15 protein-coding genes are annotated in these 17,192 nt (G+C 69.6%); 9 read left to right on the top strand and 6 right to left on the bottom strand.

From position 1 onward, the window contains the following. The first annotated feature begins 95 nt into the window (after positions 1 to 95). Together OG976_RS06960 and OG976_RS06955 are read left to right on the top strand one after the other, a co-directional pair. Entirely contained in the window at positions 96 to 2,675 is a 2,580-nt protein-coding gene (locus tag OG976_RS06960) for a bifunctional FO biosynthesis protein CofGH (protein WP_328363251.1), read from the top strand. A gap of 34 nt (positions 2,676 to 2,709) precedes the next feature. Beyond that, positions 2,710 to 3,381, top strand: coding sequence for a hypothetical protein (locus tag OG976_RS06955; protein ID WP_328359715.1), 672 nt, complete (start codon positions 2,710 to 2,712; stop codon positions 3,379 to 3,381). On the opposite strand, the gene OG976_RS06950 is transcribed toward OG976_RS06955, so the two are convergent. Beyond that, complete coding sequence (locus tag OG976_RS06950) at positions 3,347 to 5,371, bottom strand: NADPH-dependent 2,4-dienoyl-CoA reductase (protein WP_328359713.1); 2,025 nt, start codon at positions 5,369 to 5,371, stop codon at positions 3,347 to 3,349. The two genes, OG976_RS06955 and OG976_RS06950, sit on opposite strands and share 35 nt — an antisense overlap. 207 nt (positions 5,372 to 5,578) lie before the next feature. Between OG976_RS06950 and fdxA the strand changes: the two genes are divergently transcribed. Together fdxA and dapC are read left to right on the top strand one after the other, a co-directional pair. Continuing rightward, positions 5,579 to 5,902: a ferredoxin gene (fdxA, locus tag OG976_RS06945; RefSeq protein WP_328359710.1), complete on the top strand. Its 324-nt coding sequence runs from the start codon at positions 5,579 to 5,581 to the stop codon at positions 5,900 to 5,902. Positions 5,903 to 5,916: 14 nt separating this feature from the next. Next, positions 5,917 to 7,020 (top strand): succinyldiaminopimelate transaminase, encoded by a 1,104-nt coding sequence (dapC, locus tag OG976_RS06940; RefSeq protein WP_328359707.1) that lies wholly within the window; start codon positions 5,917 to 5,919, stop codon positions 7,018 to 7,020. A gap of 50 nt (positions 7,021 to 7,070) precedes the next feature. On the opposite strand, the gene OG976_RS06935 is transcribed toward dapC, so the two are convergent. Then, positions 7,071 to 7,709, bottom strand: a complete 639-nt coding sequence (locus OG976_RS06935) for an MspA family porin (protein ID WP_328359704.1) — start codon at positions 7,707 to 7,709, stop codon at positions 7,071 to 7,073. Positions 7,710 to 7,884: 175 nt separating this feature from the next. Next, a complete protein-coding gene (locus OG976_RS06930; RefSeq protein WP_328359701.1) occupies positions 7,885 to 9,441 on the bottom strand; it encodes a PucR family transcriptional regulator in 1,557 nt (518 codons plus the stop codon). 83 nt (positions 9,442 to 9,524) lie between these two features. Here OG976_RS06930 and pruA point away from each other — a divergent pair, with 83 nt between their 5' ends. The 3 genes from pruA to OG976_RS06915 all read left to right on the top strand — a co-directional run bounded on the left by pruA (position 9,525) and on the right by OG976_RS06915 (position 12,922). Then, positions 9,525 to 11,156: an L-glutamate gamma-semialdehyde dehydrogenase gene (pruA, locus tag OG976_RS06925; RefSeq protein WP_328359698.1), complete on the top strand. Its 1,632-nt coding sequence runs from the start codon at positions 9,525 to 9,527 to the stop codon at positions 11,154 to 11,156. A 1-nt stretch (position 11,157) separates the two neighbouring features. Next, positions 11,158 to 12,120 (top strand): proline dehydrogenase family protein, encoded by a 963-nt coding sequence (locus OG976_RS06920; RefSeq protein ID WP_328359695.1) that lies wholly within the window; start codon positions 11,158 to 11,160, stop codon positions 12,118 to 12,120. An 82-nt stretch (positions 12,121 to 12,202) separates the two neighbouring features. Then, positions 12,203 to 12,922, top strand: coding sequence for a sulfite exporter TauE/SafE family protein (locus tag OG976_RS06915; protein ID WP_442930440.1), 720 nt, complete (start codon positions 12,203 to 12,205; stop codon positions 12,920 to 12,922). Here OG976_RS06915 and OG976_RS06910 read toward each other — a convergent pair. From OG976_RS06910 to OG976_RS06900, 3 genes are all read right to left on the bottom strand, one after another. After that, a complete protein-coding gene (locus tag OG976_RS06910) occupies positions 12,888 to 14,171 on the bottom strand; it encodes an acyltransferase family protein (protein WP_328359692.1) in 1,284 nt (427 codons plus the stop codon). The two genes, OG976_RS06915 and OG976_RS06910, sit on opposite strands and share 35 nt — an antisense overlap. A 3-nt stretch (positions 14,172 to 14,174) precedes the next feature. Further along, the gene (locus OG976_RS06905; RefSeq protein ID WP_328359689.1) at positions 14,175 to 14,684 is read right to left on the bottom strand and encodes a hypothetical protein; all 510 of its coding nucleotides are present in this window, start codon (positions 14,682 to 14,684) and stop codon (positions 14,175 to 14,177) included. Positions 14,685 to 14,796: 112 nt separating this feature from the next. Beyond that, positions 14,797 to 15,336, bottom strand: coding sequence for an NUDIX hydrolase (locus OG976_RS06900; protein WP_328359686.1), 540 nt, complete (start codon positions 15,334 to 15,336; stop codon positions 14,797 to 14,799). Between the two features lie 29 nt (positions 15,337 to 15,365). On the opposite strand from OG976_RS06900, the gene OG976_RS06895 reads away from it, so the two are divergent. Then, a complete protein-coding gene (locus tag OG976_RS06895) occupies positions 15,366 to 16,772 on the top strand; it encodes an acyl-CoA synthetase (RefSeq protein ID WP_328359683.1) in 1,407 nt (468 codons plus the stop codon). Beyond that, on the top strand, positions 16,763 to 17,110 hold the full coding sequence (locus tag OG976_RS06890) for a VOC family protein (protein WP_328359680.1): 348 nt from the start codon (positions 16,763 to 16,765) through the stop codon (positions 17,108 to 17,110). The genes OG976_RS06895 and OG976_RS06890 overlap by 10 nt, the downstream gene beginning before the upstream one ends. The last annotated feature ends 82 nt before the right edge of the window (positions 17,111 to 17,192 follow it).

The following is a 17,192-nucleotide window of genomic DNA, read 5'->3' as shown; positions in this document are numbered from 1 at the left end:
AGCTGCGGGTACTACTGTGTGGACCATGTCAGTCGCTCCAATTTCAGATTGTGAGACGTGCGGATGATTTCCCTGCTGCCGATGGTTACCGGGGAGTGGCCCTGAACCCGCAGCACCCCAGTCCGCTGCCCATTCCTGCGGTTCCGCCGCGGACTGACACACCCTCACCAGCCGCGATGAAACGTGTGCTCCGTCGCGCGCGCGACGGCGTTGCGCTCAACGTCGACGAGGCGGCGATCGCGATGACCGCCCGCGGCGAGGACCTGGCCGACCTCTGCGTCAGCGCGGCCCGCGTGCGTGACGCCGGGCTTCAGACGGCAGGCCGGCGCGGACCTGGCGGCAGGCTGCCGGTGACGTACTCGCGCAAGGTCTTCATCCCGGTGACCCACCTGTGCCGCGACACCTGCCACTACTGCACGTTCGTGACCGTGCCGGGCAAGCTGCGCGCCGAGGGCAGGGGCATGTACCTGGAGCCCGACGAGATCCTGGAGATCGCCCGCAACGGGGCTGAATTGGGTTGCAAGGAAGCGTTGTTCACCCTCGGTGACCGCCCGGAGACCCGCTGGCCCGAGGCGCGTCAGTGGCTCGACGAACGCGGCTATGACTCGACGCTGGATTATGTGCGTGCGATGGCGATCCGGGTGCTCGAGGAGACCGGCCTGCTGCCGCATCTGAACCCCGGGGTCATGAGCTGGACGGAGCTGTCCCGGCTCAAGCCCGTCGCGCCGTCGATGGGGATGATGCTGGAGACGACGTCCCGGCGGCTCTTCGAGACCAAAGGCCTGGCGCACTACGGGAGCCCGGACAAGGATCCCGAGGTGCGGCTGCGCACGCTGACCGACGCGGGGCGGCTGTCGATTCCGTTCACCACCGGCCTGCTGGTCGGCATCGGGGAGAACCTCACCGAGCGAGCCGAGACGCTGCACGCGATTCGTAGGCTGCACAAGGAGTTCGGGCACATCCAGGAAGTGATCGTGCAGAACTTCCGGGCCAAGGACCACACGGCGATGGCCGCCGCGCCCGACGCCGAGTTCGACGACTTCGTCGCGACGGTGGCGGTCAGCCGGCTGGTGCTCGGGCCCGGCATGCGGATTCAGGCCCCGCCGAATCTGGTGTCGCGCGCGGAGTGCCTGGCCCTGCTCGGCGCCGGCGTCGACGACTGGGGTGGCGTCTCACCGCTGACCCCCGACCACGTGAATCCCGAGCGGCCCTGGCCGGCCCTTGACGAGCTGGCCGAGGTGACTGCCGAGGGCGGGTTCGACCTGGTGCAACGCTTGACCGCGCAGCCCCGCTACGTCCAGGGTGGCGCGGCCTGGATCGACCCGCGGGTGGCCGCTCACGTTGCCGCCCTGGCAGATCCGGACACCGGGTTCGCACTCGACGTCAACCCCGTCGGGCGGCCCTGGCAGGAGCCCGACGAGAGCACCGAGTCGCTGGGCCGCACCGATCTGCACACCGCCATCGACGGCGAGGGCCGGCGCACCGAGACCCGCAGCGATCTGGGGAGCGCGTTCGGCGACTGGGAATCGATCCGCACTCAGGTGGGGGAGCTGGCCGCCCGCGCCCCGGAGCGCATCGACACCGACGTGGCCGCCGCGCTGCGGGCCGCCGAGCGCAACCCCGGCGGCTGCAGCGACGACGAATACCTCGCACTGGCCACCGCCGATGGCCCTGCGCTGGATGCCATTGCCGCACTGGCTGATTCGCTGCGGAAAGATACCGTTGGCGACGACGTCACCTTCGTGGTGAATCGCAACATCAACTTCACCAACATCTGCTACACCGGCTGCCGGTTCTGCGCCTTCGCGCAGCGCAAGGGCGACGCCGACGCGTTCTCGCTGTCCACCAGCGAGGTGGCCGACCGGGCGTGGGAAGCCCACGTCGCCGGTGCCACCGAGGTGTGCATGCAGGGCGGTATCGACCCCGAGTTGCCGGTCACCGGATACGCCGACCTGGTGCGTGCGGTCAAGGCGCGGGTGCCCTCGATGCATGTGCACGCCTTCTCCCCGATGGAGATCGCCAACGGAGTCACCAAGAGCGGGTTGAGCATTCGCGAGTGGTTGACCGGCCTGCGGGAGGCCGGCCTGGACAGCATTCCCGGCACGGCGGCCGAGATCCTCGACGACGAGGTGCGCTGGGTGCTCACCAAGGGCAAGCTGCCCACCTCGCTGTGGGTGGAGATCGTCAGCACCGCACACGAGGTGGGGCTGCGGTCCTCGTCGACGATGATGTACGGCCACGTCGACACCCCTAAGCATTGGGTGGGTCACCTCAACGTGCTGCGCGGCATCCAGGACCGCACCGGCGGCTTCACCGAGTTCGTCCCGCTGCCGTTCGTGCACCAGTCCTCGCCGCTGTATCTCGCCGGTGCCTCCCGGCCCGGTCCCACCCACCGCGACAACCGTGCGGTGCATGCCCTGGCTCGAATCATGTTGCACGGCAGGATCTCCTCGATTCAGACCAGCTGGGTCAAGCTCGGGGTCGAGCGCACCCAGGTGATGCTGCGCGGCGGAGCCAATGACCTGGGCGGCACCTTGATGGAGGAGACCATCTCCCGGATGGCCGGCTCCGAGTACGGCTCGGCCAAGACGGTCGCCGAACTGGTCGCCATCGCCGAGGGCATCGGCAGGCCTGCGCGGCAACGCACCACGACCTACGCCACGCGTGCCGCCTGACCGGTTGGGCGTGCTGGTATCGCACACTGTTGGCATGAATCGGCTGCCACTGACGGCGGGTATCGCCTTCGCCGTCGCGTGGGTCGCGGCGCTGCTGGTGTCGCCGCCGGCGCCGGGGGTTGATCAGCCGGGCAGTGCGGTGATCGAACATCTCAGTGCCCACGGCTCCGCAATCCGGGTGCAGGCACTGCTGGTGGCGCTGAGCCTGCTGGGCGTGATCGTCGTCGCCGGGTTCGCCCGGCAACGCCTGGACGGGCCGGCCGGGCATATCTTCACCATCGGCGCCGCGGCGATGGTCGTGCAGATCAGCGTCGGGCGGTGGTTCCCGGCGGGCTTGGCGCTGCATGCCGAGGCCTTGGAGCCGGCCACAGCGCGGGTGATGCTGGACGTCGCGGCCATGTCGGGGCCGTTGCTGACGATCGCTGACCTGATGCTGGCCGGGCCGATCGTGTGGGCGGCGCGCCAGGGCCGGTTTCCGCAGTGGCTGGCCGTGATCGCCGCGGTGTTCGCCGTCGAGCAGTTCGTCGAATTGGTGACGATCATCGGACCGGTGGGCAGTTTCATCGCACCGGGCGGGCCGATGAACACCGTCCTGGGTGGGGGGCTGTTCGTCGTGTTCGTCGTCGCACTCGGCGTCGCGGTCGCTATGCCGGTACCTGCAGGGCCGGTACCTACAGGGCCGCCGCCACCTCGGTCCCCTGCTTGATCGCCCGTTTGGCGTCCACTTCGGCTGCCAGCGCCGCGCCACCGATGACCTTCGGCTCAATCCCTTTGGCGCGCAGAGCATCAGCGAGATCGCACACCGACTCCTGCCCGGCGCAGATCACCACGTTGTCGACGGCGAGCACCTGGGGGCGCCGGCGCCCGGCGCCGAAGCTGATGTGCAGCCCGGCGTCGTCGATACGCTCGTAGTTCACCTCGCACAGTTGGTGGACGCCCTTGGCCCGCAGCGACGCCCGGTGTACCCAGCCGCTGGTCTTGCCCAGGCCGCGGCCCTGCGGACCCTTGCCGCGCTGCAACAGCCAGACCTCCCGGACCGGGGCCGCCGCGATGGGTGCCCTCAGCGCACCCCGTGCCTCGGCGGGGTCGGCGACACCCCACTCTGCTTGCCAGTCCTTGAGATTCAGCGTCGGTGACTCGTCGGTGGTGAGCAGTTCGGCGACGTCGAAACCGATTCCGCCGGCGCCGATCAACGCCACCCGCTTGCCCACCGGTCTGGCGCCGGTGATCGCGTCGGGATAGGACAGCACCATCGGATGGTCGATACCGGGAATCGCCGGAACCCGCGGTCGGACCCCAGTGGCCAGCACCACGTCGTCGAAGCCGGCCAGTTCCTCGGCGCCGGCCCGGGTGCCGAGGCGGACCTCGACGTGGTGCACGGCCAGCATCGTCGTGAAGTACCGGATGGTCTGGCTGAATTCCTCCTTGCTCGGGATGCGGCGGGCCAGGTCGAACTGGCCGCCGATCGTCCCGGCGGCCTCGAACAGCGTCACCCGGTGACCGCGTTGGGCGGCGTTGACCGCCGCCGCCAGGCCGGCCGGCCCGGCGCCGACGACGGCCACCGAGCGCGCCCGCCGGGTAGGGGAGAGCACCAGCTCGGTTTCGTGGCAGGCCCGCGGATTGAGCAGGCACGACACCGTCCGGTGGGCGAACACATGGTCCAGGCAGGCCTGATTGCAGGCGATGCAGGTATTGATCTCCTCGGCCCGGCCGGCCCGGGCCTTGGCGACCCAGTCCGCGTCGGCCAGCAGGGGGCGCGCCATCGAGACCATCGACACCGCGGTGCCGGCCACGATCTGTTCGGCGGCCTCCGGCATGTTGATGCGGTTGCTGGCGATCACCGGGATGCCGACGTGCCGAGCCACCGCGTCGGAGATGTCGACGAAGGCGGCACCGGGCACCGAGGTGACGATCGTCGGGATCCGTGCCTCGTGCCAGCCGAAGCCCGAGTTGATCATGGTGGCTCCGGCGGCCTCGACTTCGCTTGCCAGCGCGAGGATTTCGTCCCAGCTCTGGCCGTCGGACACATAGTCGGCCATCGACATCCGATAGCAGATGATGAAGTCTGGGCCCACCGCCTCGCGGGTTCGCCGGACGACCTCGACCGGGAGCCGGCGGCGGTTGGCCGGGGTGCCGCCCCAGGTGTCGGTGCGCCGGTTGGTGCACGGCGCCAGGAACTGGTTGAGCAGATATCCCTCGCTGCCCATGATCTCGACGCCGTCGTATCCGGCCGCACGGGCCAGTCGCGCGCACCGCACGAAGTCGTCGATGGTCTGGCGCACGCCCCGCTGCGACAGGGCGCGCGGCCGGAACGGGTTGATGGGGGCCTTGATCGCCGACGCGCTGACCGAGAACGGGTGATACGCGTAGCGGCCGGCATGCAAGATCTGCAGCAGGATCTTGCCGCCGGCCTCGTGCACGGCGCCGGTGACCCGGCGGTGGCGGCGGGCCTGCGCGGGGCTGGTCAGCTGTGCGGCGAACGGCAGCAGCCAGCCGGTGCGGTTGGGTGCGTAACCGCCGGTGATGATCAGTCCGACGCCGCCACGCGCCCGATCAGCGAAGTACCGGGCCAGCCGGTCGATGTGGTGGGCGCGGTCTTCCAGGCCGGTGTGCATCGAGCCCATCACCACCCGGTTGGGCACGGTGGTGTGGCCCAGGTCCAGGGGTGACAACAGGGTTGGGTAGGACTGGCTCATCCGTCCCCTTTCTGCGTCCCCGGCGAGTCGCGGGCGTATTCGGCTCGAACTTCCTGGCCAGGGGTGGCTAATATACGCAACGTCTAGTATCAGTAACCACCCGCAAGTTAGGGCACACTGAGTCAGCGATCCGGGTGCCGACATCGGATACTGGGCCCTCAGTACCGCGCCAGAGACCTACAGCCAACAGGACCGAGGAGAACGTTCGTGACGTACACGATTGCCGAACCCTGCGTCGACATCAAAGACAAGGCATGTATCGAGGAGTGCCCCGTCGACTGCATCTACGAGGGCGCACGCATGCTGTACATCCACCCCGACGAGTGCGTCGACTGCGGTGCCTGCGAGCCGGTCTGCCCTGTCGAGGCGATCTACTACGAGGACGACGTCCCGGATCAGTGGTCGGGGTACACCCAGATCAACGCTGACTTCTTCGCCGAGCTGGGCTCGCCCGGCGGCGCGTCGAAGGTCGGCCAGACTGATAACGACCCGCAGGTCGTCAAGGACCTGCCGCCCAAGGAAGAAGACTGACGGCGCACAACCCCTTGCGCGCCCGGCGGGTCTCCGGACGACTTCCCGTCTTTCCCTGGGACACCCTGGCTGACGTAACCGCGACCGCCCGGGCCCATCCGGGCGGCATCGTCGACCTGTCGGTCGGCACCCCCGTGGACGAGGTGGCCCCGGTCATCCGCGAAGCTCTGGCGCACGCCAGCGGCGCGCCGGGTTATCCGACGACTGCCGGCACCGCGGCCCTGCGGACCGCCGCGGTCGCAGCTCTGCAGCGCCGCTACGGCATCACCGGTCTGCCCGAGCACGCCGTGCTGCCGGTGATCGGCACCAAGGAACTCATCGCGTGGCTGCCGACGCTGCTCGGCCTCGGCCCCGATGACGTGGTGGTGGTTCCCGAGCTGGCTTACCCGACCTACGAGGTCGGTGCGTTGCTCGCCGGGGCACAGGTGCTGGCGGCCGACTCGCTGACCCAGCTCGGGCCGCAGTCACCGGCGGTGGTGTTCATCAACTCGCCGAGCAACCCGACCGGCCGCGTGCTGGGGCGCGATCATCTGCGCAAGGTCGTCGAGTGGTCCCGCGAGCGCGGCGTCCTGGTGGTCTCCGACGAGTGCTATCTGGGGCTGGGTTGGGACGACAAGCCCGTCTCGGTGTTGCATCCCGACGTCAGCGGCGGTGACCACACCGGGCTGCTCGCGGTGCACTCGCTGTCGAAGAGTTCGTCGCTGGCCGGGTACCGGGCCGGGTTCGTCGCCGGTGACCCCGATGTGGTGGCCGAGTTACTCGCGGTGCGCAAGCACGCCGGGATGATGGTGCCGACCCCGGTGCAGGCGGCGATGGTGGCCGCCCTCGACGACGACGACCACGAGCGCGTGCAACGGGAGCGCTACGCCGCGCGCCGCGATGTCCTGCTGGCGGCCTTCCGGTCGGCCGGCTTCACCGTCGACCATTCCGAGGCGGGCCTGTATCTGTGGGCCACCCGGGGTGAGCCCTGCCGGGCCACGCTGGCGTGGCTGGCCGAGCGCGGCATCCTCGTCGCGCCCGGGGAGTTCTACGGTCAGCGGGGGGCACAGCACGTCCGGGTGGCGCTGACCGCCACCGACGAACGCATCTCCGCCGCTGCGGAGCGGCTGAGCCAGTAGTCGTACCCGGCCCAGCCGCTCCACTGCGAAGCGGAGTCAGAGCAGTTGCGTCAGTTCATGTTCCAGGGTTCGCCGTAGGTGGTGACGCTGTCACCGGCCTTGGAGATCAGGCGGGCGAAGGGGCGCAGCAGCACGCCGCCGGCCGCACCGGTGACGGTGCCGTGGGCGTTGGCCACGGCGACCGAGCCGTTGGGGCCCTCGACGTCCACCGAGAAGGTGGCGACTTCCTGGATACCGGGGCCGTTGCCCAGGTCAGCGCTGATCGACACACCCGGGAACAGGTTCGGGGTGATGACCGAGCCCAGCGGGTTGAAACCCGTCGGGGAGATGTTCGCGTCATCCAGCAGGATGTTGGGGGTGGTGTAGCTGAAGTTGATACCCACACCGAGTGACCACGGGAAGCCAACCTGGTAGCCCAGCTCCAAGGTGCCCGCGAAGTCGTCGGCACCGGAGCCCACGACGCTGTAGACCGCCTTGCCGGAGTGGAACCACTCGCGGGTCAGCCGGTTGCGGTCCAGGGGGAACACGCCATCGAGGAAGGTGTCCCACTGCTGAATCGTCAACGTACGGCCACCGCCGTCGACCAAGCTCAGCTGATTGTCCAAACCTGCGTTCGACGTGCCGTTTCCGACGAAGAGTGCCGCCATGGCGGCGATCAACGCCACCAGCACTCGACCCATATATTTCATGCTGACCCCTTAGTGCTTCGCCGGCGAGTCGGGTGGGCCCGGTTCACCGAGGTTTCTTGTGGTGCCACAACTGGCGGTGTGCGTGAGCGGGCTCACAGCCAGACATGACAAAGGCCTCATCGGCACCATTGACCACATCGTTACCAACACCGGCGAAATTTTCTCCAGTGGACTCTCAGGCGGTGGCCCGCAGGCTCAGCGAAAACAGCAGCCGCACGTCCGGGTCGGCCAGCGAGGTGGCCATCACCTGCTCAATCCGACGCACCCGGTAGCGCACGGTGTTGGGGTGCACATGCAGGGCGGCCGCGGCGCCGGCGATGTCGCCGAAGCTGTCCAGGTAGGCCTCGAGTGTCGCGGCGAGCGCCGGCTCGCGCTCGCGCAGCCTGCGCACCCGCGGGTCGACCAGCCGGTCGTTGGCCCCGACGATGGTGACGATCTCGTCGAGCAGCACTGTGGTGCGCGCTTCGGCCAGCGTGGTCACCTGCCCGATGGCCACCGGGTGCCGCTCGGCACTGTCGAGGACCCGGTCGATCTCGCGGCGTGCGCCGGCCGCCCCGGCCAGCCCGGCGACCGGTGCGGCGATCACCGCCCGCAGTTCCAACCCGAGCTCGGTGCGCAGGGTGGCGATGGTCCCGCGGATCCACGACACAACCGGCGCGGGCCGCCCGGAATCCGGCAACAGCACGTACACCCGTGAGCCGTTCGATCCGACCTGCGCGTCGGGCCGAAAAGCGCTGGCGCTCAACGCCAGAACATCGACCAGCCGCTGATGCTCGGTGTGGCTGTCGAAGCCGATCACCGCCGCCCGCCCGTCGGGGGCCACGCCCAGTTCGCGGGCCAGTGCCTCGGCGTCGGCGTCGGAGTCGGCCAGGCCGAGTACCTGCTGGACGGCCAGCAGATGAGCCGACGGCCGCGCCGCGAGCCGGGCCATGATCCGCGCCGCCAGCACCGCGGCGCCGCGCAGCACGTCCTCGGCATCGTCGGCCAGTGGCCGCGAACCCTGCTGCACCCAGATGGTGCCCACGAATCGGGCGTCCGGTCGGTGGATGCCGATCGCCAAACGGGGGCTCAGCCCCAGCGCGGGCCGCTCGTCGACGCTGACCACCTCGCTGCCCGCCCGCAGGATGTCGAAGATGCCCCACTGGGCGATCCACGCCAGATGCTCCGGTGGCCCCGCGCGGCCGAGGATGGACAGCCGGCGCAACTCGTCGGCCTCGTCGTTGGACGCCGAGTAGGCCAGCACGTGGGAGCCCTCGTCCTCGATGCTGACCATGCCGTGGGTGCGATCCGCCACGGACTGGGCCAGCGCGAACAAATCGGTGCCGGAATCCGAGAGCGGATCGGCCCGCCGTGCCTCGAAGACGTGATTGACCAGTCGGTACAGCCGCTCCCAGCGGGCCTTGGGATCGACGGCGACCACGGCGCTGCCGACCGCGGCAGCCTTGGCGACCACCGCATCGGACGGCTCCTTGACGAAGATCGCCGCCGGGGCGCCGTGAGCGGCGCTCTGCCGGTCGATCCAGCGGGCCGTATCCGCCTCGCCGATCCCGAGCAGAAAGAACACGTCGGCCGACCCAGTGCTCACCGACAATCCCAGCCGCACGTCATCGGAGTCGATCAGGGCGGCCGACCGCACCGGGATGTCCAAGCCGCGCGGCGCCTCGACGAGCCGCACCACCGTCGCATCCAGGGCCAACACCAGTTGTCCCAACCCGACACCGGTCGCCCGCATGTTGTCCGATACTACTAGTGCTGATCACCAGCCTTGGCTGATCGGCTAACAGTTTGGCGGGGCTGCCGGGTGATCCTTATGCCATGGACGCCCGCACCGATGTACCTGCCCCGGTCAACGAGCCGGTTCACGACTACGCGCCGCACTCCGCCGAACGCATCCGCCTCGCCGCGGCCCTGCACGAGCTAACCGCCACCCCGATCGACCTGCCGCACGTGATCGGCGGTCGGCATGGGATGGGTGCCGGGGAACGCATCGACGTCGTTCAGCCCCACCGGCACAGCGCCCGGCTGGGCACCTTGTCCAACGCGACGGCCGGCGACGCCGCCGCGGCGGTCGAGGCGGCGATGGCCGCCAAAGCCGACTGGGCCGCCACCCCGTTCGACGAGCGCGCCGCGGTGTTCCTGCGCGCCGCCGACCTGCTGGCCGGACCGTGGCGCGAGAAGATCGCCGCGGCGACCATGCTCGGCCAGTCCAAGACGGCCTATCAGGCCGAGATCGACGCGCCGTGCGAGCTCGTCGACTTCTGGCGGTTCAACGTCGCCTTCGCCCGCTCGATCCTGGCCCAGCAGCCCGTCAGCGGCCCCGGGGTGTGGAACCGCACCGACTACCGGCCGCTGGACGGCTTCGTCTACGCCGTCACCCCGTTCAACTTCACCGCCATCGCCGCCAACCTGCCCACCGCGCCGGCCCTGATGGGCAACACCGTGGTGTGGAAGCCGTCGGTCACCCAGACGTTCGCCGCCTACCTCACGATGCAGCTGCTCGAGGCGGCCGGCCTGCCGCCCGGCGTCATCAACCTCGTCGCCGGTGACGGCTACGCGGTATCCGACGTGGTGCTCGCCGACCGCCGCCTGTCCGGCATCCACTTCACCGGTTCGACGGCGACGTTCCAGCATCTGTGGCGCGAGGTCGGCACCCGCATCGCCGACTACGACGGCTACCCGCGGCTGGTCGGCGAGACCGGCGGCAAGGACTTCGTGCTCGCCCACAGCTCGGCCGATCCGGATGTGTTGCGCACCGCCCTGATTCGCGGCGCCTTCGACTACCAGGGCCAGAAGTGCTCGGCCGCATCGCGGGCGTTCGTCCCGCGCTCGGTGTGGCGGCGAATGGGTGACGAGTTCCTCGCGGCGACCGAGGCCCTGACCTACGGCGACATCACCGACCTGTCCAACTACGGCGGTGCGGTCATCGACGCCCGCTCGTTCGCCAGGAACTCCCAAGCCATCGAGCGAGCCAAGAGCGCGCCGGGGGTCACCATCGCCGTCGGCGGTGAATGTGACGACAGCGAAGGCTATTTCGTCCGTCCCACCGTGCTGCTCTCCGACGACCCGGGCGACGAGGCGTTCTCGACCGAGTACTTCGGCCCCATCCTGGCCGTGCACGTCTACCCCGACGACCAGTTCGACGACGTCCTCGGTGTGGTCGACGGCGGCTCGCGCTATGCGCTGACCGGTGCGGTGATCGCCGACGACCGCGCGGCGGTCGGCAAAGCCGCCGACCGACTTCGGTTCGCGGCGGGCAACTTCTACGTCAACGACAAGCCGACGGGTGCGGTCGTGGGCCAGCAGCCCTTCGGCGGATCGCGGGCCTCGGGCACCAACGACAAGGCCGGCTCACCGCTGAACCTGCTGCGCTGGACCTCGGCCCGCTCGATCAAGGAGACGTTCGTCCCGCCCACCGAGCACCGTTACCCGCACATGGAGGTGCAGTGACATGAGCGCCCTCTTCACCCGGGCCGCCCGCCCCGCCATCCTGGCTGCCGGCCGCTCAGAACGGTTGCGCCACACCGCTGAACGCATGCCCGTCGCCCGCGACGTCGTGCGCCGGTTCGTCCCCGGTGAGACCGTCGAGGACGCGCTGTCGGCGGTCACCGTGCTGCGCGACACCGATCGGCTGGTCAGTATCGACTACCTCGGCGAGGACGTCACCGACGCCGAGGCGGCAGACGCCACCGTCACGGCATACCTGAACCTGCTCGATGCTCTCGGTGCCCGGTTCGACAGTGCCGGCCCGGTGCGCGCCCTGGAGGTATCGCTGAAGCTGTCCGCGCTGGGCCAGGCCCTGCCCAAAGACGGTGACAAGATCGCGCAGGAGAACGCGCATGCGATCTGCGCACGTGCCCAACAGGTCGGCGCCTGGGTCACCGTGGACGCCGAGGACCACACCACCACCGACTCGACACTGTCGATCGTGCGGGAACTGCGCACCGACTTTCCGTGGCTGGGCACGGTCCTGCAGGCCTATCTGCGGCGCACCGAAGCCGACTGCGCAGAGTTCGCGGCCGCCGGCGCCCGTATCCGGCTATGCAAGGGCGCCTACGACGAGCCGTCGTCGGTGGCCTACCGCGACGCGGGCGAGGTCACCGAGAGCTACCTGCGCTGCCTCCGGACGTTGATGGCCGGCTCGGGATATCCGATGGTGGCCTCGCACGACCCGGCGATCATCGCCGCAGTGCCGTCACTGGCCCGCGAATTCGGCCGTGGCACAGACGGATTCGAATACCAGATGCTCTACGGCATCCGGGACGGTGAACAGTGCCGACTCGCCCAAGGCGGCGATCAGGTGCGGGTGTACATCCCGTTCGGCACGCAGTGGTACGGCTATTTCGTGCGCCGACTTGCCGAACGCCCGGCAAACCTGATGTTCTTCCTGCGAGCACTGGCCCACCGGAACTGACTTCGGCGGGCGTCCGACGGCTCCGCGGGAAGAAAGGCCTTCGCTGAGCGCACTGGACATCGTCACCCTGCTGATCGCCGGTGTGCTGGGCGGTCTGGCGGGCAGTATCGCCGGCTTCGCGTCGGTGGCCACCTATCCCGCACTGCTCGCCGTCGGCCTGCCGCCGGTGACGGCCAACGTGACCAACACCGTGGCCCTGGTGTTCAACGGGATCGGATCCGCGTGGGGGTCCCGGCCGGAACTGGCCGGGCAGGGCCGCTTCCTGCTGCGCACCGCCCCGCTCGCCGCGCTGGGTGGTGGCGTCGGTGCGGTGCTCCTGCTGACCACCCCGCCGGGGGCCTTCGAGAAACTGGTGCCGATTCTGCTTGCGGTGGCGTCGGTGGCGATCGTGATCCCCAGGGGAACCGATCACCTCGCAGCGGTGCGCCGGCGCGCGGTGGTGCGTGCGGAGATGGCCGCGATCTTCGGGATTGCTCTCTACGGCGGTTACTTCGGTGCCGCGGCGGGGGTGATGTTCCTGGCGTTGCTGCTCAACGCCGGAGCGGCCAGCCTGGCGCACGCCAACGCGGCCAAGAACGTCCTGCTCGGGCTGGCCAACACGGTGGCCGCTGCGCTCTTCGTGTTCCTGGCGCCGGTGCACTGGCCGGCAATGATCGCACTGGGCGCCGGTGGCCTGGTCGGCGCCCGGCTGGGCCCGATCGTCGTGCGGCACGCCCCGGCCACGCCGCTGCGGATCCTGATCGGGCTGGCGGGTCTGATCCTGGCGGTCAAGCTCGGTCTGCACGCCTATCGGCAGGCGTAAGGGCGATCAGCACCAGACCGGCGGCGAACCACGCCGCGGTCCCGATCGGCAGGTGCCCGCCGGGCGCGAAACCGTCGATCGCGATCTTCGTCAGCGCCGCGGCGACGGCCAGCGTGCCGACGGCCATCGACGCCCAGCCGGCCCACGCCGGGATCGGCACCGCGACGGCGGGCACCGGGGCGGCGAAGAATGCCCGCCCCCACCACAGCAACAGCAACTCCACCAGTGCGACGACGGCCAGGATCCCCACCCACGCCAGCCGGAACCACCACCAGTCACCGGATCCCAGCTCCGGCTGGGGCAACAGCCCGGTCGGGTAGCCGACCAGCGCGACGATGACCACCGGGACCATGTGCCACAGGTACAGGGCCATCACGTTGTCGTTGCCCACCGCCAGAATGCGTTGGGCGCGCACCGAATTCAGCGCCCGGTTCACGGCCGGCGCGATCGCCAGCGCCAGCCCGGTCTGGGTGAGCCCCAAGGCCAGCAGCGCCAGGTTCGGCGGCGAGGTGTTGTTGAGTGTCTGGCCGGGCACGCCGATCATGCTGATCGGATACGGCCCGACGGTCACCAGCAGCACCAGAGCGACCGCCGACACGCAGGCCAGTGGTACCTCGTGACGGATCCGCAGTGTGCCGTCCTGCCAGGCGATGCCGAGTTGGTAGAGCGCCGCCCACGGCAGCAGATAGTTCAGCCAGTCCAGGTACGGGACGTGGGCGCCGATGCTCGCCGCGTCGACGGCGGCCACCGCGACCACCAAGACCGCCGGCACCCACAGCCCCCACCGGTGGTGTGCGGCCACCGCCACCGGCGTCAGCGCGATCACCAGCACGTAGATGCCCAGGAACCATAGGTGCATGGCGACCGCCCAGGCGCCGAAGTCCAGCTCGGTCCCGGCCACCCCTGCTGCCGCCAGCCCGGCGACGACGAGAAGCACGATCAGGACGTACACCGCCGTCGGGCCCAGCGGCCGGGTCAGCCGGTGGCGGATCCAGGTCTGCCTGGAGTCGGCGGCGCCCAGCTTCTGAAACGACACCGCGCTGGCGTAACCGGCCACTACGAAGAACACCGGCACCACCTGGAACAGCCAGGTCAGCCATTGCGTCCACGGCAGTTCCACCAGGGGGTTCTCCCGGTAGAAGGCGCCGTCACTGTAGGTCAGGGCTGCGGTGATCCAGTGCCCGATGACGACCATCACCAGGGCGAGGACCCGGTAGAGGTCTGCGGCGTGGTTACGGGTGCCCGTCATGAGTCAGGCCGGCACCGCCACGACCGGCATCACGACACTGCCGCGGCACGGGCCCTGCGAGATGTCGGTGTGCCAGGTGCCGCGCAGTGAGCCGTCGGGCTGCGGCGCGTAGAACGCCCACGACGTCGCCGGGCTCCACTGCTTCTGGTAGCCGTCACCCAGGAAACAGTCCCAGGCCCAGTCGTAGGTGGTGGTCCACTCCGAGCCGTTCCAGGTGTAGCGCGTCGGCTGCGGGATCGTCGGGTTTCCCGGCGCCGGGCCGTCGACAACGGTGGCCACGCATGCACCGCCGGAACAGGCCGTGGACAAGGTGAACACGGCGCCGAAGTCGTTCTCCTTCTGGTGCGTCGCCGGGCTGGTGCCCGCCTTCTGTGAGGCGTAGGTGACCATCTGGTAGCGCCCACTCCACGCCTGCGGCTGGCCGTGCGCCGAGGCCGGACAAACCAGACCTGCCGAGCATGCGGTCGCCACGGCGACGAACGTGACACCCACACTGCGCTGGCCGGTCCCCATAACCCCTCTAACGTCGCGTGCTCCGGAAATCAGCCTAGGCGTCAGTGACCACCGAACCCGGGGCGCGGCAACGGGTGTCACACCCGATCGTGACGCAACCCTGACCGGACCGTTACCGCCCCTCGGCGAGCAGCAACAGTGCGTAGGCGGCGATCGACTGCGCGTCGGTGATCTCACCGCTGCGCATCATCTCCTCGACCCGGGTCCTGGTGAACCAGGCGAAGTGCATGTCCTGCTCCTCGTGTTCACGGTCGGGATCGCCCTCGGTGATGTCGGTGGCCAGGAAGACCCAGCCGCGCTGGCTGCTCATCCCGGCGGCGATGTCGAGGCGGCCCAGCCGTGCCAGTGATGCGGCGCTCAGCCCGGTTTCCTCCCGCAGTTCGCGGACCGCCAGCTCGGTGGGTTCCAGTTCGGCCCGATCGGGTGCGGTGCCCTGGGGGAACTCCCAGCGCCGCTCGCCGAGCGGATAGCGGAACTGTTCCACCAGGGCCACCCGGTCACCGTCGACGGCGATGATCAGGGCGTAGGACGGCTTGTCGACGACGCCGTAGATGCCGGTGGAGCCGTCCGGGCGGCGAACGACGTCTTCGCGCACCGTCAGCCAGGCGTTGCGGTAGACCTCGCGGGAGGAGATCGCGGTGATGGGCTTCACCCGGTCAGTATCCGGGTAGCCTGCCTGCTGTGCTTCTGGCCTCGCTGAACCCGGCCGCCGTGGCTGCCGGAGCCGACCTCGGCGACGCGGTGCGCATCGACGGCGCGACACTGTCGCGCAGCGACCTGGTCGGTGCGGCGACCTCAGTCGCCGAACGGGTCGGTGGTGCGCACCGGGTCGCGATCCTGGCCACGCCCACGGCGGCGACGGTCCTCGCTGTCACCGGCTGCCTGATCGCCGGGGTGCCCTTCGTACCGGTGCCCGCCGATGTCGGCGCGGCCGAACGGGCCCACATGCTGACCGATTCCGGAGCCCAGGCGTGGCTGGGCGAGCTGCCCGCCGACCCCGGGGGGCTGCCGCACGTGCCGGTGCGGTTGCACGCGCGGTCCTGGCACCGCTACCCCGAACCGTCGCCGCAGAGCACGGCGATGGTGATGTACACCTCGGGTACCACCGGGCTGCCCAAGGGCGTGCTGATCAGCCGCGCCGCGGTGGCCGCCGACATCGACGCGCTGGCACAGGCCTGGCAGTGGACTCCGGCGGACACCCTGGTGCACGGGCTTCCGCTGTTCCACGTCCACGGCCTCGTCCTCGGTCTGCTCGGATCGCTGCGAGTGGGAAATCGCTTTGTGCACACCGGGAAACCGACGCCGGAAAGCTACGCGGCCGCAGCCGGAACGCTGTATTTCGGGGTGCCGACGGTGTGGTCGCGGGTGGTCGCCGACCCGGCGTCCGCCGCGGCACTGGCTGGCGCGCGGCTGCTGGTATCGGGGTCGGCGGCGTTGCCCGTCCCGGTCTTCGACAGGCTGACCGAACTGACCGGGCATGCGCCCGTCGAACGCTACGGCAGCACCGAGTCGCTGATCACCATCTCCACCCGGGCCGACGGGGAACGCCGCCCGGGCTGGGTGGGCCTGCCGCTGGCCGGGGTGCAGACCAGGCTGTACGCCGAGGACGGTTCGCCGGTGCCGCACGACGGGGAAACCATTGGCAGCCTTGCGGTTCGGGCTCCGACACTGTTCGACGGCTACCTCAACCGGCCGGACGCCACCGCCGAAGCCTTCGATGCCGACGGCTGGTATCGCACCGGTGACGCCGCCGTGATCGACGAGGCAGGCATGCACCGAATCGTGGGCCGCGAGTCGGTCGACCTGATCAAGTCCGGTGGCTACCGGATCGGCGCCGGCGAGGTGGAGACGGTGCTGCTGGGCCATCCGGGAGTATCGGAGGCCGCTGTCGTCGGTCTGCCCGACGCCGATCTCGGCCAGCGCATCGTCGCCTACGTGGTTGGTGACGCCGACCCGGATGTGCTGATTTCATTGGTGGCCGAACAACTTTCGGCGCACAAGCGGCCACGCGAGGTTCGAGTGGTAGCTGCCCTGCCGCGCAACGCGATGGGCAAGGTCGTCAAGAAGGAGCTGATGTCATGGGATTGAGGTTCAGCGAGATCTGTATCGACGCTCACGACATCGATGGGTTGTCCGCGTGGTGGGCGGGTGTGCTGGGCTGGCCGGCCGAGCCGACCGACGACGGTGACGTGGCGTTGCGTGCGCCCGCGGGAGCAGGCCCGGACTGGCTGTTTCTCGAAGTCCCCGACGACAAGGTCGTCAAGAACCGGATCCACTTCGACTTCACGCCCACCGACCAGCAGGCCGAGGTCGACCGGGTGCTCGCGCTCGGAGCCCGGCGGGTCGACATCGGTCAGGGGGAGCAGAGCTGGGTGGTGCTCGCCGACCCCGAGGGCAACGAATTCTGCATCCTGTCAGCGCAATAGCGCCCGCGAGTGTGCATTCTGATACGCGGATAGCGGCGTGTTGCGGATGAATCCGCACACTCGCGGTGGAGCGCTAATTTGC

The organism is Mycobacterium sp. NBC_00419, assembly GCF_036023875.1.
GTDB lineage: Bacteria > Actinomycetota > Actinomycetes > Mycobacteriales > Mycobacteriaceae > Mycobacterium.
This window is presented reverse-complemented; position numbering and strand designations above follow the sequence as displayed.